The sequence below is a fragment of the Hymenobacter lapidarius genome, assembly GCF_001816145.1.
GTDB lineage: Bacteria > Bacteroidota > Bacteroidia > Cytophagales > Hymenobacteraceae > Hymenobacter > Hymenobacter lapidarius.
Map to the genome: position 1 here is coordinate 84479 of NZ_MDZB01000098.1, position 18590 is coordinate 103068.

Annotated in this window: 31 protein-coding genes; 30 read left to right on the forward strand and 1 reads right to left on the reverse strand. The window is 55.7% G+C overall.

Annotated elements, in window-relative coordinates; genetic code table 11:
• Position 1 precedes the first annotated feature (1 nt).
• The 30 genes from rplV to BEN47_RS08845 all read left to right on the forward strand — a co-directional run bounded on the left by rplV (position 2) and on the right by BEN47_RS08845 (position 16355).
• The gene (gene rplV, locus BEN47_RS08705; protein WP_070727270.1) at positions 2-424 is read left to right on the forward strand and encodes a 50S ribosomal protein L22; all 423 of its coding nucleotides are present in this window, start codon (positions 2-4) and stop codon (positions 422-424) included.
• Between the two features lie 6 nt (positions 425-430).
• Entirely contained in the window at positions 431-1321 is an 891-nt protein-coding gene (rpsC, locus tag BEN47_RS08710) for a 30S ribosomal protein S3 (protein WP_070727272.1), read from the forward strand.
• A 176-nt stretch (positions 1322-1497) separates the two neighbouring features.
• Complete coding sequence (rplP, locus tag BEN47_RS08715) at positions 1498-1923, forward strand: 50S ribosomal protein L16 (RefSeq protein ID WP_035567899.1); 426 nt, start codon at positions 1498-1500, stop codon at positions 1921-1923.
• Position 1924: 1 nt separating this feature from the next.
• On the forward strand, positions 1925-2137 hold the full coding sequence (rpmC, locus tag BEN47_RS08720; protein ID WP_070727273.1) for a 50S ribosomal protein L29: 213 nt from the start codon (positions 1925-1927) through the stop codon (positions 2135-2137).
• Positions 2138-2142: 5 nt separating this feature from the next.
• The gene (rpsQ, locus tag BEN47_RS08725) at positions 2143-2442 is read left to right on the forward strand and encodes a 30S ribosomal protein S17 (protein ID WP_070727275.1); all 300 of its coding nucleotides are present in this window, start codon (positions 2143-2145) and stop codon (positions 2440-2442) included.
• A gap of 9 nt (positions 2443-2451) precedes the next feature.
• On the forward strand, positions 2452-2820 hold the full coding sequence (gene rplN / locus BEN47_RS08730; protein ID WP_035567895.1) for a 50S ribosomal protein L14: 369 nt from the start codon (positions 2452-2454) through the stop codon (positions 2818-2820).
• Between the two features lie 3 nt (positions 2821-2823).
• Complete coding sequence (rplX, locus tag BEN47_RS08735; RefSeq protein WP_083322263.1) at positions 2824-3168, forward strand: 50S ribosomal protein L24; 345 nt, start codon at positions 2824-2826, stop codon at positions 3166-3168.
• Between the two features lie 14 nt (positions 3169-3182).
• Positions 3183-3737, forward strand: a complete 555-nt coding sequence (rplE, locus tag BEN47_RS08740) for a 50S ribosomal protein L5 (RefSeq protein WP_035567893.1) — start codon at positions 3183-3185, stop codon at positions 3735-3737.
• A 12-nt stretch (positions 3738-3749) separates the two neighbouring features.
• Positions 3750-4019, forward strand: a complete 270-nt coding sequence (rpsN, locus tag BEN47_RS08745; protein ID WP_035567891.1) for a 30S ribosomal protein S14 — start codon at positions 3750-3752, stop codon at positions 4017-4019.
• A gap of 60 nt (positions 4020-4079) precedes the next feature.
• Positions 4080-4277 carry a hypothetical protein gene (locus tag BEN47_RS20905; protein ID WP_125921587.1) on the forward strand — a complete coding sequence of 66 codons (198 nt, stop codon included), beginning with the start codon at positions 4080-4082 and terminating at the stop codon, positions 4275-4277.
• A gap of 395 nt (positions 4278-4672) precedes the next feature.
• The gene (locus BEN47_RS08750) at positions 4673-4873 is read left to right on the forward strand and encodes a HicB family protein (RefSeq protein WP_070727277.1); all 201 of its coding nucleotides are present in this window, start codon (positions 4673-4675) and stop codon (positions 4871-4873) included.
• Positions 4870-5082, forward strand: coding sequence for a type II toxin-antitoxin system HicA family toxin (locus tag BEN47_RS08755; protein ID WP_070727278.1), 213 nt, complete (start codon positions 4870-4872; stop codon positions 5080-5082). Before BEN47_RS08750 ends, BEN47_RS08755 begins: the two co-directional genes overlap by 4 nt.
• A 325-nt stretch (positions 5083-5407) precedes the next feature.
• A complete protein-coding gene (rpsH, locus tag BEN47_RS08760; RefSeq protein WP_070727280.1) occupies positions 5408-5806 on the forward strand; it encodes a 30S ribosomal protein S8 in 399 nt (132 codons plus the stop codon).
• A gap of 27 nt (positions 5807-5833) precedes the next feature.
• Entirely contained in the window at positions 5834-6388 is a 555-nt protein-coding gene (gene rplF, locus BEN47_RS08765) for a 50S ribosomal protein L6 (protein ID WP_070727282.1), read from the forward strand.
• Between the two features lie 9 nt (positions 6389-6397).
• Positions 6398-6748 (forward strand): 50S ribosomal protein L18, encoded by a 351-nt coding sequence (gene rplR / locus BEN47_RS08770; RefSeq protein ID WP_070727284.1) that lies wholly within the window; start codon positions 6398-6400, stop codon positions 6746-6748.
• 90 nt (positions 6749-6838) lie between these two features.
• Complete coding sequence (gene rpsE, locus BEN47_RS08775; RefSeq protein WP_035567955.1) at positions 6839-7330, forward strand: 30S ribosomal protein S5; 492 nt, start codon at positions 6839-6841, stop codon at positions 7328-7330.
• Between the two features lie 5 nt (positions 7331-7335).
• The gene (gene rpmD, locus BEN47_RS08780; protein ID WP_070727286.1) at positions 7336-7515 is read left to right on the forward strand and encodes a 50S ribosomal protein L30; all 180 of its coding nucleotides are present in this window, start codon (positions 7336-7338) and stop codon (positions 7513-7515) included.
• Between the two features lie 14 nt (positions 7516-7529).
• A complete protein-coding gene (rplO, locus tag BEN47_RS08785) occupies positions 7530-7979 on the forward strand; it encodes a 50S ribosomal protein L15 (protein WP_070727288.1) in 450 nt (149 codons plus the stop codon).
• Between the two features lie 15 nt (positions 7980-7994).
• Positions 7995-9314: a preprotein translocase subunit SecY gene (secY, locus tag BEN47_RS08790; RefSeq protein WP_070727290.1), complete on the forward strand. Its 1320-nt coding sequence runs from the start codon at positions 7995-7997 to the stop codon at positions 9312-9314.
• A gap of 6 nt (positions 9315-9320) precedes the next feature.
• A complete protein-coding gene (gene map, locus BEN47_RS08795) occupies positions 9321-10106 on the forward strand; it encodes a type I methionyl aminopeptidase (RefSeq protein ID WP_070727292.1) in 786 nt (261 codons plus the stop codon).
• A gap of 5 nt (positions 10107-10111) precedes the next feature.
• Positions 10112-10330 carry a translation initiation factor IF-1 gene (gene infA, locus BEN47_RS08800; RefSeq protein ID WP_035567874.1) on the forward strand — a complete coding sequence of 73 codons (219 nt, stop codon included), beginning with the start codon at positions 10112-10114 and terminating at the stop codon, positions 10328-10330.
• 21 nt (positions 10331-10351) lie between these two features.
• Complete coding sequence (rpmJ, locus tag BEN47_RS08805) at positions 10352-10468, forward strand: 50S ribosomal protein L36 (protein ID WP_046246595.1); 117 nt, start codon at positions 10352-10354, stop codon at positions 10466-10468.
• Between the two features lie 111 nt (positions 10469-10579).
• The gene (gene rpsM, locus BEN47_RS08810; protein WP_070727294.1) at positions 10580-10957 is read left to right on the forward strand and encodes a 30S ribosomal protein S13; all 378 of its coding nucleotides are present in this window, start codon (positions 10580-10582) and stop codon (positions 10955-10957) included.
• A gap of 87 nt (positions 10958-11044) precedes the next feature.
• Positions 11045-11437, forward strand: coding sequence for a 30S ribosomal protein S11 (gene rpsK / locus BEN47_RS08815; protein WP_035567868.1), 393 nt, complete (start codon positions 11045-11047; stop codon positions 11435-11437).
• Positions 11438-11463: 26 nt separating this feature from the next.
• Positions 11464-12069, forward strand: coding sequence for a 30S ribosomal protein S4 (gene rpsD, locus BEN47_RS08820; RefSeq protein ID WP_070727296.1), 606 nt, complete (start codon positions 11464-11466; stop codon positions 12067-12069).
• A 90-nt stretch (positions 12070-12159) separates the two neighbouring features.
• Positions 12160-13149, forward strand: coding sequence for a DNA-directed RNA polymerase subunit alpha (locus BEN47_RS08825; RefSeq protein WP_070727298.1), 990 nt, complete (start codon positions 12160-12162; stop codon positions 13147-13149).
• Between the two features lie 175 nt (positions 13150-13324).
• Positions 13325-13918, forward strand: a complete 594-nt coding sequence (gene rplQ / locus BEN47_RS08830) for a 50S ribosomal protein L17 (RefSeq protein ID WP_070727301.1) — start codon at positions 13325-13327, stop codon at positions 13916-13918.
• 222 nt (positions 13919-14140) lie between these two features.
• Complete coding sequence (eno, locus tag BEN47_RS08835) at positions 14141-15412, forward strand: phosphopyruvate hydratase (RefSeq protein ID WP_070727303.1); 1272 nt, start codon at positions 14141-14143, stop codon at positions 15410-15412.
• Positions 15413-15486: 74 nt separating this feature from the next.
• The gene (locus tag BEN47_RS08840) at positions 15487-15801 is read left to right on the forward strand and encodes an FtsB family cell division protein (protein WP_070727305.1); all 315 of its coding nucleotides are present in this window, start codon (positions 15487-15489) and stop codon (positions 15799-15801) included.
• Positions 15802-15890: 89 nt separating this feature from the next.
• On the forward strand, positions 15891-16355 hold the full coding sequence (locus tag BEN47_RS08845; protein ID WP_070727306.1) for a hypothetical protein: 465 nt from the start codon (positions 15891-15893) through the stop codon (positions 16353-16355).
• Positions 16356-16501: 146 nt separating this feature from the next.
• On the opposite strand, the gene hscA is transcribed toward BEN47_RS08845, so the two are convergent.
• Positions 16502-18376 (reverse strand): Fe-S protein assembly chaperone HscA, encoded by a 1875-nt coding sequence (hscA, locus tag BEN47_RS08850; protein WP_070727308.1) that lies wholly within the window; start codon positions 18374-18376, stop codon positions 16502-16504.
• Positions 18377-18590 lie beyond the last annotated feature (214 nt).

The window sequence follows — 18590 nt, forward strand, 5'->3', positions numbered from 1 at the left end:
GATGGAAGCAGTAGCAAAACTCCGCAATGTGCCGACCTCGCCTCGTAAGATGCGACTGGTGGCCGACCTCGTGCGCGGCAAGAAAGTGACCCAGGCCCTCGGCCTGTTGCGCTTCGAAGCCAACATCGGCGCCGAGAAGATTGAGAAACTGCTCCTTTCGGCCTTGGCCAACTGGCAGCAGCACAACGAAGAAGAGCGAATTGAGGACGCAAACCTCTACATCAGCGAAATCTTCGTGGACGAGGGACGCCAGTTGAAGCGCCTGCGCCCCGCCCCCCAGGGCCGTGGCCACCGCATCCGCAAGCGCAGCAACCACGTGACGCTGAAAATCGACACGAAAGTGGAGAAGCTCGGCAAGAAAACCACCGAGCACGCGAAGCAAGTTGGTACTACCGAAAAACCTAAGGCCGACGCCAAATCCTAATTTAATATGGGACAGAAAGTAAATCCGGTTGGCTTCCGCTTGGGAGTAATTAAAGGCTGGGACTCGAACTGGTACGGCGGCAAGGACTTCGCCGAGAAATTGGTGGAGGACGAGAAAATCCGCAAGTACATCAACGCTCGCATTCAAAAAGGTGGCATCAGCCGCATTGTGATTGAGCGCACCCTGAAGCGTATCACCATCACCATCAACACGGCTCGTCCGGGTGTGGTAATCGGTAAAGGCGGCCAGGAGGTTGACAAGATTAAGGACGAGCTGAAGCAAATCACCAGCAAAGACGTTCAAATCAACATCTTCGAAATCAAGCGTCCGGAGTTGGATGCCAAGCTGGTAGGCGAGAGCATCGCCCAGCAGCTGGCCGCTCGTATCTCCTTCCGTCGCGCCATGAAAATGTCGATTCAGGCGGCTATGCGTGTTGGTGCCGAAGGCATCAAGATTCAGTGCGGTGGCCGTCTCGGCGGTGCGGAGATTGCCCGTTCGGAGCAGTACAAAGAAGGTCGTACGCCGCTGCACACGCTGCGCGCCGATATCGACTACGCTTTGTCGGAAGCTCAGACCGTGTATGGCAAAATCGGCATCAAGGTGTGGGTAATGCGCGGTGAGGTGTTCGGCAAGCCCGACCTCTCGCCCAACCAGCAGCTCACCAACCCCGGTGGCGATGCCGGTGGACGTCGTGACGACCGTGGCCCCCGTGGCGAGCGTCGTGAAGGCGACCGCGGCCCGCGTCGTGACGGTGGTGCTGGTGGCCGTGGTGGCAACGACCGTGGCGGCAACGCCGGCGGTGGTGCTCCTCGCGGCGACAACGCCGGTCCCCGCCGCAATGGCCCCGCCGCTGGTGGTGGTGCTGCTGGTGGTGCCCCTCGCGGCCCGCGTCGCTAGTTTCTAACATGAACGTTTTGAATTAACAGAACGTCATGCTGAGCTTGCCGAAGCATCTCTACCGCTTCGTTGAATCAGCTTGATTACTCTCGTGGTAGAGATGCTTCGGCAAGCTCAGCATGACGTTCTGGTTTTGACGTTCTATCTTCTTCTGAATTCTTTTAAATTTCAATCAAATGTTACAACCGAAAAGGACCAAGTATCGCAAGATGCAAAAGGGTCGCGTAACAGGCCTCGCCTACCGCGGCAGCTCCATAGACTTCGGTTCGTTCGCTATCAAGTCGCTGGAAGTGTCTTGGATTACGGCTCGCCAAATTGAGGCGGCTCGTATTGCCATGACCCGCGCCATGAAACGCGAAGGGCAAGTATGGATTCGCATTTTCCCCGACAAACCCATTACAAAGAAGCCTGCTGAAGTGCGGATGGGTAAGGGCAAAGGCTCGCCCGAGTATTGGGTAGCCTGCGTGAAGCCGGGTCAAATCATGTTCGAGTCGGACGGCGTGTCGCTGGAAGTAGCCAAGGAGTCGCTGCGTCTCGCGGCTCAGAAGCTGCCGGTTCGTACTTCATTCGTGGTTCGCCGCGACTACACGGACGCCGCTTAAGATGAAAAACAAGACCGACCACAAAGGCCTTTCCGCTGAAGCGCTGAAAGAGCAACTCACCACCGAGCAGGCTACGGGCCAGCAGCTGCGTTTCGCTCATGCGATTTCGCCCCTGGAAAACCCCGCCCGACTCAAGGCCAACCGTAAAAACGTCGCCCGCTTGCTCACCGAGCAGACTCGTCGGAAAAACGAGCAGGCCTCTAACCCCGCTTAATTCCGATGGCAACCGACGTAACAACCCAAGACCAAACCGCTGCCGAAGAAGCCTCGCGCAACATGCGCAAGGAAATCACCGGCAAGGTGACGAGCAGCAAGATGGACAAGTCCATCACCGTAGCTGTGGTGCAGAAGCAAAAGCACCCCATGTACGGCAAGTTCGTGACCAAGACCACGAAATTCCACGCCCACGACGAGAACAACGAGTGTGGCGAAGGCGACACGGTTCTTATCATGAGCACCCGCCCGCTGAGCAAAACCAAGCGGTGGCGCCTGGTGGAAATTATTGAACGCGCTAAATAATCTAATTCGATGATACAGCAAGAATCCCGCCTGACGGTGGCCGATAACAGCGGCGCCAAGGAAGTCCTCTGCATCCGCGTTTTGGGTGGCACGGGCAAGAAATACGCCAGCGTTGGCGACAAGATTGTGGTAGCCATCAAGTCGGCTATCCCTTCGGGCAACGCCAAGAAAGGCACCGTGAGCAAGGCCGTAGTGGTGCGTGTGAAGAAAGAAGTACGCCGCAAAGACGGTTCGTACATTCGCTTCGACGACAACGCTGCTGTGTTGCTCAACAACAACGACGAGCCCCGCGGCACGCGCATCTTCGGCCCAGTGGCCCGTGAGTTGCGCGAGCGTCAGTTCATGAAAATCGTATCCCTAGCCCCCGAAGTACTCTAAGCCATGGCTATCAGAAAAGCAGACCCCGTGCAACTGCACGTAAAGTCGGGCGATACCGTGAAGGTGATTGCAGGCGACGAAAAGGGCAAAACCGGCAAAATCGTGTCGGTAAACCGGGTAACCCAGCGCGTAACCGTTGAGGGGTTGAACCTGGTGACGAAACACAACAAGCCGAGCGCCAAATCGCCCCAGGGCGGCATCACCAAGATGGAGGCGCCCATGCACGTGAGCAACGTGCAGGCTATCAACCCCACCACTGGTGAGCGTGTGCGCAAAGGCGCTGCAGCGGCCGCAGCTCCGGCTGCTCCTGCTAAGGCCAAGCGTGCCACTGCCAAGAAAACGGCGTAACTGCCCCCTGCATCATGGCCCGTCTCAAAGACATTTATAAAAAAGACATCGTACCCGCGCTCCAGGAGAAATTCCAGTTCAAGAGCATTATGCAGGTACCCCGTGTCACCAAAATCTGCATCAACCGTGGCATTGGCGCTGCGGTAGCTGACAAGAAGCTGGTCGACAACGGTGTGGAAGAACTGACGGTTATCACCGGCCAGAAAGCCATTGCAACGATTGCTAAGAAGTCGGTTTCTAACTTTAAGCTTCGCGAAGGCATGCCTATCGGCGCCAAAGTGACGCTGCGTGGTGAGAAAATGTACGAGTTCATGGACCGTCTGCTGACGGTAGCCTTGCCTCGCGTACGTGACTTCAAAGGCATCAACGACAAAGGTTTCGATGGTCGTGGCAACTACACGCTCGGCGTGAAGGAGCAAATCATCTTCCCCGAAATCTCGATTGACAAAATCAAAAGCATCTCGGGCATGGACATCACGTTCGTGACCAGCGCCGAGAACGATGAGCAGAGCTACGAGCTGCTCAAGGCTTTCGGTATGCCTTTCGCTAACGCTAAAAAAGACGCTTAATCCCTACCTCTTATGGCTAAAGAATCCATCAAAGCACGGGAGCGCAAGCGCATTGCCACCGTGGCCCGCTACGCTGAGAAGCGCAAGGCTCTGAAAGCTGCCGGCGACTACGAAGGTCTCGACAAGCTGCCCAAAAACGCTTCGCCCGTGCGCCTGCACAACCGCGACATGATTGACGGCCGCCCCCGCGGCTACATGCGCAAGTTTGGCATCAGCCGCGTGCGTTTCCGCGAAATGGCCCTCGCTGGGAAAATTCCCGGTGTGACCAAGTCGAGCTGGTAGTATCCGGTTCTGCATCAAGATTGAAAAGGTCCAAGCAATTTATTGCTTGGACCTTTTCATTTGGCATTACCTTTCTGCTCAAACCATTTTTTAAGCATTTACCTTTCATTTACGGAAAATACCTTCCCATTTCAAGTTGATAAATTGACGGATGAGGAGTCAGAAAACCCTTATTTCTGTATTCAAGCTTCTGTTGGGGATATAGAAGGTTACCCTGACCTTTTTGATGAATATGGCTTCGGTGGCAATGGCTATTAGTGGGCTGAACACATCCAAGCAATTCTTATCGAGAAAGACCCTGGGGTTTTAGAACAAATGGAATTTGACGAGGAAGGTGATACTTTCCTCGCTCGGACGGAAAACGAAGAAACAGTAACCAGATTCATGAAGTTTATTTAGCCAATATTTGGTAGCAAAAAGACACTGAAGAAATACTTGAGTCAGGCAGACCCAAATAATTTTGAAGAATAATCAAAGACACCAAAAGGAATGGCCGGCTCCAATATATGGAGCCGGCCATTCCTTTTGCTACAGCATCAACAGGGCTTCTTTAGCCACTCCCGTTTATCCAGATGCTGGGGCGGCGGATGGTGGGAGAGGAGGCGTATATTTGAGCTAGCTCCCGGTACATAAATGAGCCGGCGGCTTAACCCATGATTATTGAAACGGAACGCGAAGACAATGGCCGCTGGCTGGCCGAAGTATTGGAAATAGACGGGGCGCTAGCTTATGGCGCTACGCGGGAAGCCGCCATTGCCAATGCACAGGCGCTGGCTTTGCGGGTATTGGCCGAACGGCTGGAGCATGGCGAGGACGTACCGGATTTAGCGGCCGTGTTTTCCATTGCGGCGTGAGCCAGTTTGGGGCGATAAAAGCACGGCTGGTGCTGGCCGCTTTATTCCGTATCGGTTGGGAGCAGAAGCGGCAGTCCGGTTCGCACCGAACGCTGGCCCGCGTGGGGTGGCAAGACTATGTCTTTGCCTTTCACGATAGTGAAGAAATTGGGCCGGTGATGCTGAAGCGGGTGGCGAAGAAGACCGGGCTAACGCCTGAGGACTTGTAATCCCAGCGGCTCCCGCCACCTTGCGTTTCTTCCGATGCTTGGATGGCGGGTTGTGGGGGGAGGGGGGTAAAGGGGAATAAACCACTACCTTCTACAAGCTATTTCCAGCGCCCGCTTGCAAAAGCCCTGTGAGCCTGCTACCTTTGCACTCCCAAAACCTGAGGCTTGCCTCGAAACCATTTGGCAGGTTGCCAAAAGAAACCATTGGCCGTGCCGTCGCCGGACGTGCCAAGTAGTCTTAACCGAAGTTTCGTTGGTCCCGTTGGGCACCCGGCGAAATTTTCTTATCTTTGCGCTCCGAAAAACCGGACGTATTTAACAAATAATGAACACTGACCCCATTGCCGACTACCTGACCCGGGTACGCAACGCCATCAAGGCGAACCACCGGGTGGTAGAAATCCCGGCCAGCAACATCAAAAAGGAAATCACGAAGGTGCTCTACCACAAGGGTTACATTCAGTCATACCGTTTTGATGATTCGTCGGTTCAGGGCATCATCAAGATTGCTCTGAAGTACAACCCGACAACGAAGGCACCCGCCATCACCAAGCTGCAGCGCGTTTCGACGCCTGGCTTGCGTCAGTATGTGGCCTCCGACAACCTCCCCCGCGTCCTCAGCGGTCTGGGTGTTGCCATTATCTCGACCTCCAAGGGCGTGATGACGGAGAAGGAGTGCAAAACCGAGAACGTGGGCGGCGAGGTGCTGTGCTACGTGTACTAATCCGGAACCGCTTTAGCTAACTCAATTATGTCACGTATTGGTAAACTCCCGATTTCCGTCCCAGCTGGGGTCGCTATCTCGGTTGAGAAAGACAACGTGGTAACGGTGAAAGGCCCCAAGGGCACGCTAACCACGCAAGTGGACCGCGACATCAACGTTGCCATCGAAGACGGTTCCCTCACGGTAACCCGTCCCACTGAGCAGAAGCGTCACAAAGCCATGCACGGCCTGTACCGCTCGCTCATCAACAACATGGTGCTCGGTGTGAGCAACGGTTTTGAGAAGAAGCTTGAGCTGGTGGGTGTAGGTTACAAGGCCTCGCTTGCCGGAACTACGTTGGAGTTGGCCCTCGGCTACTCGCACAACATCTTCATCTCCCTGCCAAAGGAAGTGACGGCAACAGCTGTTACCGAAAAAGGCAAAAACCCGATTGTCACGCTCAACAGCATCGACAATCAGTTGTTGGGCCAGGTGGCCGCCAAAATTCGTTCGTTGCGTAAAGTCGAGCCTTACAAAGGCAAAGGTGTACGTTTCGTGGGCGAAATCATCCGTCGCAAAGCTGGTAAAACGGCCTCTAAATAAATTCGCATCATGGCTTTTGATAAAGCAACTCGCCGCAAGCGGATTCAGCGCATCATCCGCACCAAGGTGGCTGGCACCTCCGAGCGGCCCCGGCTGTCGGTGTTCCGTAGCAATACGGGCATCTACGCTCAAATTATTGACGACACCACCGGCCGCACACTGGCTGCTGCTACGTCTAAAAAAGTAACCGCCGAGGGTGGCAACGGGGTGGCTTTGGCTGCTGCCGTAGGTCGGCAAATTGCCGCCGTCGCCCAAGAGAAAGGCATCACGAAAGTGGTGTTCGACCGCTCGGGTTACCTCTACCACGGTCGCGTAAAATCATTGGCTGAAGGTGCCCGCGAAGGCGGCCTCAATTTCTAAACTATCATGGCGCAAGAACGCGACAACAATCGTCCTGGCGGAGACCGTCAGCGCAGCAACGACCGCGACCGGAACAAGGACAACTCCCGCATGGGAGCTGACTCCGACTTCAAAGAAAAAGTAGTAGCTATCAACCGCGTAGCGAAGGTGGTGAAAGGCGGTCGCCGCTTTAGCTTCTCTGCCATCGTGGTAGTGGGCGACGGCAACGGCAACGTAGGCTACGGCCTGGGCAAAGCCAACGAAGTAACCGACGCCATTGCCAAAGGCATTGACGACGCTAAGAAGAACGTGGTGAAAGTGCCGATGTACAAGCACACCGTTCCTCACCTCATGGAAGGCCGCTACGGCGGGGGCTTCGTGCTCATCCAGCCCGCAGCGGCTGGTACGGGTGTAATCGCCGGCGGTGCAATGCGCGCCGTGTTTGAGAGCGCCGGTATCAAGGACGTGTTGGCGAAGTCGAAAGGCTCGTCGAACCCCCACAACGTGGTTAAGGCGACTTTTGCCGCCTTGGCCAAAATGCGTGACCCGTTGCAAATTGCACAGGCACGTGGTATCTCTCTTGCCCGGGTTTTTAACGGTTAATTGACATGGCACAAATTCAAGTAAAGCTCGTGCGCAGCGCAATTGACCGCCCTGAGCGTCAGAAGCGCACCGTTCAGTCCCTCGGCCTGAATAAAATGAACAGCACCGCGCAGCACGAAGTAAACCCGTCCGTTATGGGCATGGTGAACAGCGTGAAGCACCTGCTAGAAGTAACCGAACTGTAAGACTATATATCGTCATGCTCAATCTCAGCAATCTATCGCCCGCCTACGGCTCGACTAAAAACGAGAAGCGGATTGGCCGGGGCGAAGGCTCCACGCGCGGTGGCACGTCGACCCGTGGTCACAAAGGCGCCAAGTCGCGTTCGGGCTACAAGCGCAAGTCCGGTTTTGAAGGTGGCCAGATGCCCCTCCAGCGCCGTGTGCCTAAGTTCGGTTTCACTAACATCAACCGTGTAGAGTATAAAGCCATCAACCTTGATGTGCTGGCTACCCTGCTCGAGAAGAATAGCGCCACTACTATGGATGCTGCTTACTTCATCTCGAACGGTTTGGTGTCGAAGAACGCCAAAATCAAAATCCTCGGTCGTGGCGAAGTAATCACGGCATTGGAAGTGCACGCTCACGCTTTCTCGAAGTCGGCTGTTGAAGCCATCGAGAAGGCCGGCGGCAAAGCCGTAACGCTTTAAAGCCTACCTTCGGCAATGAATAAGTTTATCACTTCGATAAAAAACATTTTTGCGATTGAGGATTTGCGTACGCGAATCCTCAATACGCTTTTTTTCATTGCCATCTACCGCCTCGGTTCCTACGTGGTGTTGCCGGGTGTAGACCCGTCGCGCCTGAAGACCGGTGCCGAAGGATTGTTTGGCATCTTGGATACGTTGCTTGGCGGTGCCTTCAGCAATGCTTCAATATTCGCTTTGGGTATTATGCCCTACATCTCAGCGAGTATTGTGCTTCAGCTGTTGACCATTGCTGTGCCATACTTCCAGAAACTGCAGAAAGAAGGAGAGTCAGGTCGTAAGAAGATTAACCAATACACGCGCATTCTCACAATTCCAATTGTGTTGGCGCAGTCGGTTGGCTTCATTGCTACCATCAACGCGGATGCCATCATTAATCCGGGTACTTTTTTCACGGTGTCGTCGATGATTATCGTCACTGCTGGCACCTTGTTTTGCATGTGGCTGGGTGAGAAGATTACCGATAAAGGCATCGGTAACGGTATTTCGATGCTCATTATGATTGGCATCGTGTCCCGCTTGCCCGGTGCTATAATCGGCGAGGCCGCAGCCAAAGGTGTGAATAAATCGCTCATTTTCCTGCTGGAAATGGTCGTCCTATTCCTTGTTGTAATGGCTGTCATCGTCTTAACTCAGGCAGTACGTCGCATTGCAGTGCAGTATGCTAAGCAAGTAGGCGGTACTACGCAACTTGATGCTCAGCGTCAGTTCATTCCTCTTAAGGTGAATGCTGCCGGTGTGATGCCCATCATCTTCGCGCAGTCGTTGATGTTTGTGCCAGCTATTGTAGCTTCCGTTTGGCAGAATCAGAGTGACCTTGCTACCTACATTGGTGTAAAGTTTTCTGACTATACTTCGTGGCAGTACAATGTAACTTTTGCGTTACTCATCATCATCTTCACCTACTTCTACACGGCCATCAGCGTCAATCCTAATCAGATTGCCGACGACTTGAAGCGTAGTGGTGGTTTTGTGCCGGGCGTGAAGCCAGGTCGCGATACTTCGGAATATATTGATGAAATTCTGACTCGCATCACATTGCCTGGTGCTATTGCACTGGCTCTGATTGCCATCTTCCCGGCTATTGCTTTGTTGCTTGGTGTAACTCGTCCGTTCTCTGCTTTCTATGGCGGCACGTCACTCATTATCATGGTGGGTGTGGTGCTGGACACGGTGAACCAGGTGCAGAGCTACTTGTTGATGCAGCATTATGATGGCATGATGAAATCGGGCAAGCTGCGCGGTCGCACGGCCCAGCCCATTTCGGTAGCTTCATAACCAGCAATGGCAAGCGGTAGCATTCAATACAAAACCGAAGAAGAGATTGACCTCATCCGTGCCAGCGCACTTGTGCTGGCCAAGACTCACGGCGAAGTCGCGAGTATGGTAAAGGAAGGAGTAACGACGCGGCAGCTCGATAAGCGCGCGGAGGAATTCATCCGGGACCATGGTGGAGTGCCTTCCTTTAAGGGCTACAACAAGTTTCCCTTCAGCCTGTGCCTCTCGCCGAACTCGGTGGTGGTGCATGGGTTCGCCACCGATGAGCCGCTGAAAAGTGGCGACATTCTCTCGGTGGACTGCGGGGTTTTTCTGAATGGTTTTCATTCAGATAGTGCTTACACCTACCCAATCGGGGAGGTGGCGCCGGAAGTGCTAACGCTGCTACAGGAAACTAAGGCATCGCTGTACAAAGGCATCGAACAAGCCGTGAGCGGCAACCGCGTTGGCGATATCAGCTACGCTATCCAGAACCATGTGGCCTCGTTGGGCTACGGTGTGGTCCGCGAGTTGGTTGGGCACGGAGTAGGTGCAAAGCTGCACGAGAAACCTGAGGTGCCGAATTATGGCAAGCGGGGTTCCGGGCCGCTTTTACAAACGGGTTTGGTCATCGCCATTGAGCCGATGGTGAACTTAGGCAAAAAGGATGTGGTGCAGGAGGCGGATGGCTGGACCATCCGCACCAAAGACCGCAAGGCCTCGGCGCACTTCGAGCACACCGTAGTAGTTAGAAAAGATAAGGCGGAAATTCTGACGTCTTTTGAATACATAGAAAAAGCATTGCAGCAGTAGCCCTTATGGCAAAACAAGCCTCGATTGAGCAGGACGGAACCATCCTAGAAGCCCTTTCTAACGCCATGTTCCGCGTGGAATTGGAGAACGGTCACCAACTGATTGCCCACATCTCGGGCAAGATGCGGATGCACTACATCAAAATTCTGCCCGGCGATAAGGTGAAACTCGAAATGTCGCCCTACGACTTGTCGAAGGGCCGGATTAAGTATCGTTATAAATAAACCCGTTTTCCTTCACAGGTCATGAAAGTAAAAACCTCGGTGAAAAAGCGTAGCGTGGACTGCAAACTGGTCCGCCGTAATGGCAAACTCTACGTCATCAATAAGAAAAACCCCCGCTTCAAGCAGCGTCAGGGTTAATTCAATTTTTAGAACCCCGGAACCTTGGGTACTGAGTCGTTGGTTAACCTCCTCCGGCCCGCCTTCCAAGTAGTTGCCGGGTTTCTGTCCGCAAACACATAACCACACACAATGGCTCGTATCGCAGGGGTTGATATCCCGGACAACAAGCGCGGCGAAATCGCCCTGACTTACATCTTCGGCATTGGCCGGAGCAATTCTCAGAAAATTCTGGTGAAAGCCGGGGTTGACATCAACAAGAAGGTGAAGGACTGGTCCGACGAAGAGTCGGGTGCCATCCGTGCCATCATTGCTGCTGAGCACAAGACCGAAGGCGTTCTGCGCTCGGAAGTGACCACCAACATCAAGCGTTTGATGGACATCGGTTGCTACCGTGGTCTGCGTCACCGCAAAGGTCTCCCAGTTCGTGGTCAGCGCACCAAGAATAATTCGCGTACCCGCAAGGGCAAGCGCAAAACGGTGGCCGGCAAGAAGAAGGCAACCAAATAAACTCACACGGGAATCGGCGCTGGCGGCTGCGGATAAACTTTCCGCGCGGCCAGCGCCAACACCTCCCGCATTTTTTGCGATAACCAAATGGCACAAAAAAGAAAAGACAAAGCCAAGAAGCGCGTTGTTGTGGTGGAGCAGGTGGGCCAGGTACATATCCGTGCCTCGTTCAACAACATCATCATCTCCATCACCAACAATAACGGTCAAGTTATTTCGTGGGCTTCGGCCGGCAAGATGGGCTTCCGCGGTTCCAAGAAAAACACGCCCTACGCCGCCCAAATGGCGATGAGCGACTGCGGTAAAGTAGCCCACGACCTGGGCATGCGTAAAGCCGAAGTATTCGTAAAAGGCCCGGGTTCGGGTCGTGAGTCGGCCATCCGCGCCCTCGGCAACGTGGGTATTGAGGTTACCACCATCCGCGACGTAACGCCGCTGCCCCACAACGGCTGCCGCCCCCCCAAGCGTCGTCGCGTTTAGTTTTTCACTTCAGATAGTAGATTAAGATGGCACGTTATACCGGCCCTACCTCAAAAATTGCCCGTCGCTTCAACGAGCCGATTTTCGGCCCTGACAAAGCGCTCAACAAGAAAGCTTATCCTCCGGGCCAGCACGGCCGTGGCCGCCGCAAGAAGCAGTCGGAATACGCTGTGCAGCTGATGGAAAAGCAGAAGGTGAAGTACATGTACGGCATGTTGGAGAAGCAATTCGAAAACCTGTTCCACAAGGCTGCAGCGCTTCCCGGTATCACCGGCGACAACCTGCTCGCGCTGTTAGAAGCTCGTCTGGACAACGCTGTGTACCGTTTGGGCATTGCCTCGACGCGTCGCGCTGCCCGCCAGCTCGTAGGTCACAAGCACATCACCGTGAACGGCGAAGTAGTGAACATTCCTTCGTACCACCTGCGGGCTGGCGACGTGGTGGGTGTGCGCGAGAAGTCGAAGTCGTTGGAAGCTATTGCTACCAGCCTGTCGGTTCGCAACTCGCGCCAGTTTTCCTGGTTGGAGTGGGACGGTAAGGAGATGGCTGGCAAGTTCATCAACGCACCCGCCCGTGAGCTGATTCCGGAGAAAATCACCGAGCAGCTCATCGTCGAACTGTATTCGAAGTAAGTAACGCTACTGGTAGCGGCCCGGCAGTTTGTCGGGCCGCTCTTGTGCTTATACTTCACCTAATTTTTTCAAATTTTATACGCCCCACATATGTCAATCTTAGCTTTTCAGATGCCGGAGAAAGTGGTGATGGAGAAATCCGACGACTTCACCGGGACGTTTGAATTTAAGCCGCTCGAGAAGGGCTACGGCGTCACCATCGGCAATGCGCTGCGTCGCATTCTGTTGTCGTCGCTGGAGGGTTTCGCCATCACGTCGGTTCGGACGAACAGCGTGTTGCACGAGTTTTCGACCATCGAAGGAGTGATTGAGGACATGTCCGAAATCATCCTGAACCTGAAAATGGTCCGGTTTAAGAAGACCAGCGACGCCATTGCTGATAAAATTACGGTGCGCGTGAAAGGTCAGGAGACCTTTTCGGGCAGCGACATTGGCAAGTTTGCCAGCGGCTTTGAGGTGTTGAACCCCGACCACGTGATTGCACACTTGGACCCCAGCACCGAGCTGGAGTTTGAGCTGACGATTGCCCGTGGCCGTGGCTATGTGCCTGCTGATGAGAACAAGCCAGCTGACCAGGTTTTCGGTCAGATTGCTATTGATGCTATCTACACGCCCATCAAAAACGTGAAGTACAGCATTGAGAACACCCGCGTGGAGCAGAAGACGGATTACGAGAAGCTCGTTATCGAGATTCAGACGGACGGTTCGATTCACCCGGAGGAAGCACTGAAAGGTGCGGCCAATATTCTCATTCAGCACTTCATGCTGTTTTCGGACAACACGATGACCCTCGAAGGTCCTCGCGTGACTGAAGACGAGCCGATTGATGAGGAAACCATGCAGATGCGCAAGATGCTCAAGACTCCTTTGGAGGACATGGAGCTCAGCGTACGCGCTAAGAACTGCCTGAAGGCAGCCGACATCAAGACGATGGGCGAACTGGTGACGCTGGAAATTGCGGACATGATGAAGTTCCGCAACTTCGGCAAGAAGAGCCTCACCGAATTGGAAAATCTCGTTGAGGAGCGCGGCCTGGAGTTCGGTATGGACTTGGGCAAGTACCGCCTCGAAGAAGACTAGTCGTATTGGCTGAATTGTTGAGAAGCTGACTGCATTGCAGTGGGCGCCCAGCGGTTCAGCCATTCGCTTTTTACAAACTCTTTTTTTTATCAGTGCGCCCCAGGGGCAGCGGTTCTAATGAGGTTTCGGCCCGCCGTGGTCGCCGCCCGCAAGCGCACATCTTTTCAAACGTCCAATGAGACACGGAAAAAAAATCAACCACCTGGGTCGGACTACCGCCCACCGTCACGCGATGCTGTCGAACATGGCTTCGTCGCTCATCCTTCACAAGCGCATTACGACTACGGTTGCCAAAGCAAAGGCCCTGCGCAAGTACGTGGAGCCGATGCTGACCAAGTCGAAGGAAGATACCACGCACTCGCGTCGTATGGTGTTCGCCGCCTTGCAGGACAAGGAGTCAATTAAGGAGTTGTTCGGTAACATTTCGAGCAAAATTGCTACCCGTCCCGGTGGTTATACCCGCATTATCAAGCTGAGCGATACCCGTTTGGGCGACAACGCTGAGATGTGCATCATCGAGCTGGTGGACTTCAACGAGACCCTGCTTGAGGCTAAATCGGCCGCTGCTGAGAAGTCGACTACTACCCGCCGCTCGCGCAGCCGTGGTGGTAAGAAGGCCACCACTGACGAAGCTGCTACTTCGGCTACCGAAGTAACCGGCGAAGCAGTTGCTCCTGCCGCGGTAGTTGAGGAGTCGGCTCCGGCTGATACCGCTACTGAAACTGTTAAAGATGGCGAGAGCCGTGATGAAGCTAAGGCTGACGCTTAAGCAACATCGCCTGTTAGCATAAAAAGGGGACGCGCCGCGAGGTGCGTCCCCTTTTTTCTTGGCGCCGCAGTTCTCCACACAAATATCGGCGCTGGTTATTGGCACAATCAATTGGGGCTGGCTCGTAGTAGGAGTGGGATGAATGTGCTAGGAAACCGTGCTTATGCCGGTTGATTCCCGTAGGTTTGTGGCAACGTAAACTGATTTAACAACCGAGACGCTATGAGCTTCATTTCGCAGATTCACGCCCGACAGATTTTTGATTCCCGTGGCAACCCCACGGTAGAAGTGGATGTAACGCTTGATTCGGGTGTGATGGGCCGGGCCGCAGTGCCCTCCGGTGCCAGCACTGGCAAGCACGAGGCCGTGGAAATGCGCGACGAGGATAGCACCCAGTATATGGGCAAGGGCGTGCTGAAGGCCGTGGACAACGTCAATTCCCGCATTGCCGAGGAATTGGTGGGCTTCTCGGTATACGAGCAGTCGTTGCTCGATAAGATTATGCTGGAGATGGACGGCACGCCCAACAAGGCCAACTTGGGCGCCAATGCCATTCTGGGCGTGAGCCTGGCGGCGGCCCGCGCCGCCGCGCTGGATGCCAACATGCCGCTGTACCGCTACGTGGGCGGCGTTGGAGCTTCCACCATGCCTGTGCCAATGATGAACATCCTTAACGGTGGTTCGCACGCCGACAATTCGATTGACTTTCAGGAATTCATGATTATGCCCGTGGGCGCTTCGTCTTTCACAGAGGCCATGCGCTGGGGCTCGGAGATTTTCCACACGTTGAAAGGCGTGTTGAAGAAGCAGGGGCTGAGCACCAACGTGGGCGACGAAGGTGGCTTTGCGCCCAACATTAAATCGAACGAAGAAGCCATTAAGGTGGTGTTGCAGGCCATTGAGGTGGCCGGCTACCGCCCCGGCGAGGACGTGATGATTGCCATGGATGCGGCCGTTTCGGAGTTCTACTCGGATGGCATGTACCACTTCAAAAAGAGCACCGGCGACAAGCTGACTTCTTCGCAGATGGCCGACTATTGGGCCGATTGGGTGAGCAAATACCCCATCATCAGCATCGAGGACGGCATGGACGAGGACGACTGGGCCGGCTGGAAGCTTCACACCGAAAGCCTGGGCAACAAAATCCAGTTGGTGGGCGACGACCTGTTTGTGACCAACGTGGACCGGTTGCAGCGCGGCATCGACGAAAACATCGCCAATGCCATTCTCATCAAGGTAAACCAGATTGGTACCCTGACCGAAACCATTGCCGCCGTGAACCTGGGCCGCCGCAATGGCTACAAGTCCATTATGAGCCACCGCTCGGGCGAAACAGAAGACAGCACGATTGCCGACCTAGCCGTGGCCCTGAACACCGGCCAGATTAAGACCGGCTCGGCCTCGCGCTCGGACCGGATGGCCAAGTACAACCAGTTGCTCCGCATTGAAGAAGAACTGGGCGAGGTGGCATACTACCCCGGCCGCAAGATGTAACCTGAATTAAAGCAGCACAGCCAAACGCCAATTTTGCACCAGCAGAATTGGCCGTTTGTATTACCTTTACCCTGATGCAATTACCGACTTTTATTAGCCCTGTGCTGCGCGTGGTCCGCAGCTTTTATTTCCTCGCGGGCATGGGCTTCGTGGTGTGGATGGTAGTGTTTGACGCCAATGACCTGAGCAAGCAGTTCGATATCTACCAGAAGTGGAAGGAATTGCGCAACGAAAAGCAGTATTACCTCGACAACATTGACGTGGTGAAGCGGGAGCGGGCCGAACTGATGAGCTCGCCGGCGCTGCTGGAGAAATTCGCGCGGGAAAAATACCTGATGAAGCGGCCCGGCGAAGACGTATTCGTGCTGGTGCCCGCCACGGAGGACTAGCGCATGAATAAGCATTCGCACTGATGGCGGCTTGCGAAGCTGGCTGCTGCTCGTTTCGGCCAGCATGGGCATGGGCGCCGACATTCGGGGTGGTACTACTGCTCTGGCTGGTGGCTGCTGAAATGGGAGTGGCACAGGTAGCCCCGGCGCCGCGCAAAGCTAGCCAGGCCCAGGTGGCTAGGCAGTTTCTACGGTCCGTGTTGCGCGGGGACTACGCGGCTGCCTACACGCGCCTGGCGCCGGAAGTGCGGCGGGCCGTGAGCCGGGAACGTTTTGAGGCTTCTGCCCGGCCTTTGTGGCGGAACGGGCAACGGCGTGGGCAGGATATTGAGCTCTACAAGCTGGGCGTGCGGCTGGCGGGCCCTTCCTCGCGCTTGTTCTACGCGTTTACGTTCTCCTCCGAATCGGCCACGACCCCGCCGCCGGCGGTGCTGGAAGTAACTTTTCGGGATACCACGGCACGGGTGGTGCTCGGCTTCGGCCTGCGACCGGGGCCGGCGACGGCCCCGGTGCGCCTGGCTCCGGCTGCCAAGCGCAACGGACTGCGGCGCTAAAACCGGAGGCCTGGCTTGCTTACAGCAGCAGGCTAACCAGGATGCAACAGCGTAGCATCAGCAAAGGGCGGAAGCGTGGCGGGCTTAAGACCGTGCCAGGAGGGAAACGCAGATTGCGAGTTGAGAAAAGCCTGGGAGGCTCAGGGTTAGCTGATTTTTTTGCCAGCCATGGCTTGCTGAATGGAAATGTTCATCACCCGCTCGGCATAGGGGCGGGTTAGCTCGTCGAGCTCGTCCATAGCCTTCAGAATAGGGTCACGGTCGGTGCCGGTGAGGGCGGTGCTGACTTTCGCTACCTGGGCCTCGGTGGCGGTCAGCTCTTCCTCGGTGAGGTGCTGCCGGTTTTTGCGGGTGAAATTATTGACCTGGTAGAGCAGCTGCTCGGCGGCGGTGCGGGCCTCGATGAGCAGCCTAGCGGCCACGTCTTCCTTGGCATTCACCAACGAATCCATCAGCATTTGCTCCACTTGCTCATCGGTAAGGCCGTACTGTGGCTTGATTTCGACCTGCTGGCGCGTGTTGGAGCGCAGCTCTACGGCTTCGACCTGGAGGATGCCGTCGGCATTCAGCAGGAAATTGACGTCGACTTTGGGCAGGCCCGCGGGCATGGCCGGGATGCCGGTGAGCACGAACTCGCCCAGCTTGCGGTTCTGACTCACCTGGTCCCGCTCGCCCTGGTACACGGCAATTTTCAGGTTGACCTGGCCATCGACGCTGGTGGTGTACTGGCGGCCGGCTTTGGTGGGGATTTTGGAATTGCGCGGGATGATGGGGTCCAGCAAGCCGCCCAAAGTTTCAATTCCCAGGGTGAGCGGGGTCACGTCGAGCAGCAGCACGTCGCGGCGGTTGCCGGCCAGGATGTCGGCCTGAATGGCAGCGCCGAGGGCCACCACTTCGTCAGGGTTCAGGGACTTGTTGGCGGGCTGGCCGAAGAACTCAGACACCGAGTCGTACACCAGGGGAACGCGGGTGGAGCCCCCCACCAGCAGCACGGCATCAAGGTCGGCCGCGGCGAGGGTGGAGTCCGTGAGGGCTTGGCAGCAGGCCGCGATGGTGCGCTCCACGAGCGGACGAATCAGGCCGTCGAACTGCAGGCGGGTGAGCGTGACGGTGATGTTGCGGCCGGCCTCGTCGGTGAGGTGGGTGGTGAAGTCATCGTGCTGGCTGAGGTACTTCTTGGCCATTTCAGCGGCCAGGCGCAGCTGCTGCTGCAGGTGCGGGTCGGAGTGGAACGTGGCGGGCAGCTGGAATGCGCTGGTCCAGTGCTCGGCCACTACGCGGTCCAAGTCGTCGCCGCCGAGGTAGGTGTCGCCGTGGGTGCTCAGAACTTCAAAAATGCCCTGCTGAATGCGCAGGATACTGATGTCAAAAGTGCCGCCGCCGAGGTCGTACACGGCCACGGTTTTCTCGTCGCTGGGGTCCAAGCCGATGCCGTAGGCCAGGGCCGCGGCGGTGGGCTCGTTCACAATGCGCAGCACCTCAAGGCCCGCGAGGCGGCCCGCGTCGCGGGTGGCCTGGCGCTGGGAGTCGTTGAAGTAGGCGGGCACCGTGATGACGGCGCGGTTCACGGGCGTTTTGAGGGCGTGCTCGGCACGGACGCGTAGCTCCCGCAGAATATCGGCCGATAGCTCAATGGGGGAGTAAAACCGGTCGTCGACGCGGATTTTGACCAGGCCTTCGGAGTTGTCGTCGATGATTTTGTAGCCGAGCTGGTCGGCGTGGTTGCCCAGGTCGCGGTAGCTTTTACCCAGCAGGCGCTTCACCGAATACACGGTGCGCTGCGGGTCGGTGAGCAGGAATTCGCGTGCTTCGGAGCCCACCAGCGGGTTGGCCCCATCGGCGGGAAAGTGCACCACCGAGGGCACGATGCTGCCGCGCCCTTGGTCGTTGATGGCCACGGGCTGGCGGCTGTCGGGGTGTACGTAGGCCACCAGGCTGTTGGTGGTGCCCAGGTCGATGCCGACGATGATTTCTTCTTGTTGAAACGTGCCGGTGGCAAGGTTGATAGCGACAGTGGCCATGGTCTGGAATAGGAGCTGCGCAGCAAGGCCGCTCAGGAAATAAGAATAAAAAAAAACGGCCGGCCTCGCGCTACAAAAGTAGCTGCTAAACCCGCGTGGGATTAAAACAGTGCGGATTGAGAAAGTATGGCTGCCGCATGCCAAAATATTTTTAAATTAATATTCACAATTTTCAAACCGGAAAGATGATTCCACTCGTACGAAGCTATTAGCA

Bases quoted from the DNA above. Each gene is read 5' to 3' on its own strand.
- rplV (WP_070727270.1), top strand. From the start codon at position 2: ATGGAAGCAGTAGCAAAACTCCGCAATGTGCCGACCTCGCCTCGTAAG.
- rpsC (WP_070727272.1), top strand. From the start codon at position 431: ATGGGACAGAAAGTAAATCCGGTTGGCTTCCGCTTGGGAGTAATTAAA.
- rplP (WP_035567899.1), top strand. From the start codon at position 1,498: ATGTTACAACCGAAAAGGACCAAGTATCGCAAGATGCAAAAGGGTCGC.
- rpmC (WP_070727273.1), top strand. From the start codon at position 1,925: ATGAAAAACAAGACCGACCACAAAGGCCTTTCCGCTGAAGCGCTGAAA.
- rpsQ (WP_070727275.1), top strand. From the start codon at position 2,143: ATGGCAACCGACGTAACAACCCAAGACCAAACCGCTGCCGAAGAAGCC.
- rplN (WP_035567895.1), top strand. From the start codon at position 2,452: ATGATACAGCAAGAATCCCGCCTGACGGTGGCCGATAACAGCGGCGCC.
- rplX (WP_083322263.1), top strand. From the start codon at position 2,824: ATGGCTATCAGAAAAGCAGACCCCGTGCAACTGCACGTAAAGTCGGGC.
- rplE (WP_035567893.1), top strand. From the start codon at position 3,183: ATGGCCCGTCTCAAAGACATTTATAAAAAAGACATCGTACCCGCGCTC.
- rpsN (WP_035567891.1), top strand. From the start codon at position 3,750: ATGGCTAAAGAATCCATCAAAGCACGGGAGCGCAAGCGCATTGCCACC.
- BEN47_RS08750 (WP_070727277.1), top strand. From the start codon at position 4,673: ATGATTATTGAAACGGAACGCGAAGACAATGGCCGCTGGCTGGCCGAA.
- rpsH (WP_070727280.1), top strand. From the start codon at position 5,408: ATGAACACTGACCCCATTGCCGACTACCTGACCCGGGTACGCAACGCC.
- rplF (WP_070727282.1), top strand. From the start codon at position 5,834: ATGTCACGTATTGGTAAACTCCCGATTTCCGTCCCAGCTGGGGTCGCT.
- rplR (WP_070727284.1), top strand. From the start codon at position 6,398: ATGGCTTTTGATAAAGCAACTCGCCGCAAGCGGATTCAGCGCATCATC.
- rpsE (WP_035567955.1), top strand. From the start codon at position 6,839: ATGGGAGCTGACTCCGACTTCAAAGAAAAAGTAGTAGCTATCAACCGC.
- rpmD (WP_070727286.1), top strand. From the start codon at position 7,336: ATGGCACAAATTCAAGTAAAGCTCGTGCGCAGCGCAATTGACCGCCCT.
- rplO (WP_070727288.1), top strand. From the start codon at position 7,530: ATGCTCAATCTCAGCAATCTATCGCCCGCCTACGGCTCGACTAAAAAC.
- secY (WP_070727290.1), top strand. From the start codon at position 7,995: ATGAATAAGTTTATCACTTCGATAAAAAACATTTTTGCGATTGAGGAT.
- map (WP_070727292.1), top strand. From the start codon at position 9,321: ATGGCAAGCGGTAGCATTCAATACAAAACCGAAGAAGAGATTGACCTC.
- infA (WP_035567874.1), top strand. From the start codon at position 10,112: ATGGCAAAACAAGCCTCGATTGAGCAGGACGGAACCATCCTAGAAGCC.
- rpmJ (WP_046246595.1), top strand. From the start codon at position 10,352: ATGAAAGTAAAAACCTCGGTGAAAAAGCGTAGCGTGGACTGCAAACTG.
- rpsM (WP_070727294.1), top strand. From the start codon at position 10,580: ATGGCTCGTATCGCAGGGGTTGATATCCCGGACAACAAGCGCGGCGAA.
- rpsK (WP_035567868.1), top strand. From the start codon at position 11,045: ATGGCACAAAAAAGAAAAGACAAAGCCAAGAAGCGCGTTGTTGTGGTG.
- rpsD (WP_070727296.1), top strand. From the start codon at position 11,464: ATGGCACGTTATACCGGCCCTACCTCAAAAATTGCCCGTCGCTTCAAC.
- BEN47_RS08825 (WP_070727298.1), top strand. From the start codon at position 12,160: ATGTCAATCTTAGCTTTTCAGATGCCGGAGAAAGTGGTGATGGAGAAA.
- rplQ (WP_070727301.1), top strand. From the start codon at position 13,325: ATGAGACACGGAAAAAAAATCAACCACCTGGGTCGGACTACCGCCCAC.
- eno (WP_070727303.1), top strand. From the start codon at position 14,141: ATGAGCTTCATTTCGCAGATTCACGCCCGACAGATTTTTGATTCCCGT.
- BEN47_RS08840 (WP_070727305.1), top strand. From the start codon at position 15,487: ATGCAATTACCGACTTTTATTAGCCCTGTGCTGCGCGTGGTCCGCAGC.
- hscA (WP_070727308.1), bottom strand. From the start codon at position 18,376: ATGGCCACTGTCGCTATCAACCTTGCCACCGGCACGTTTCAACAAGAA.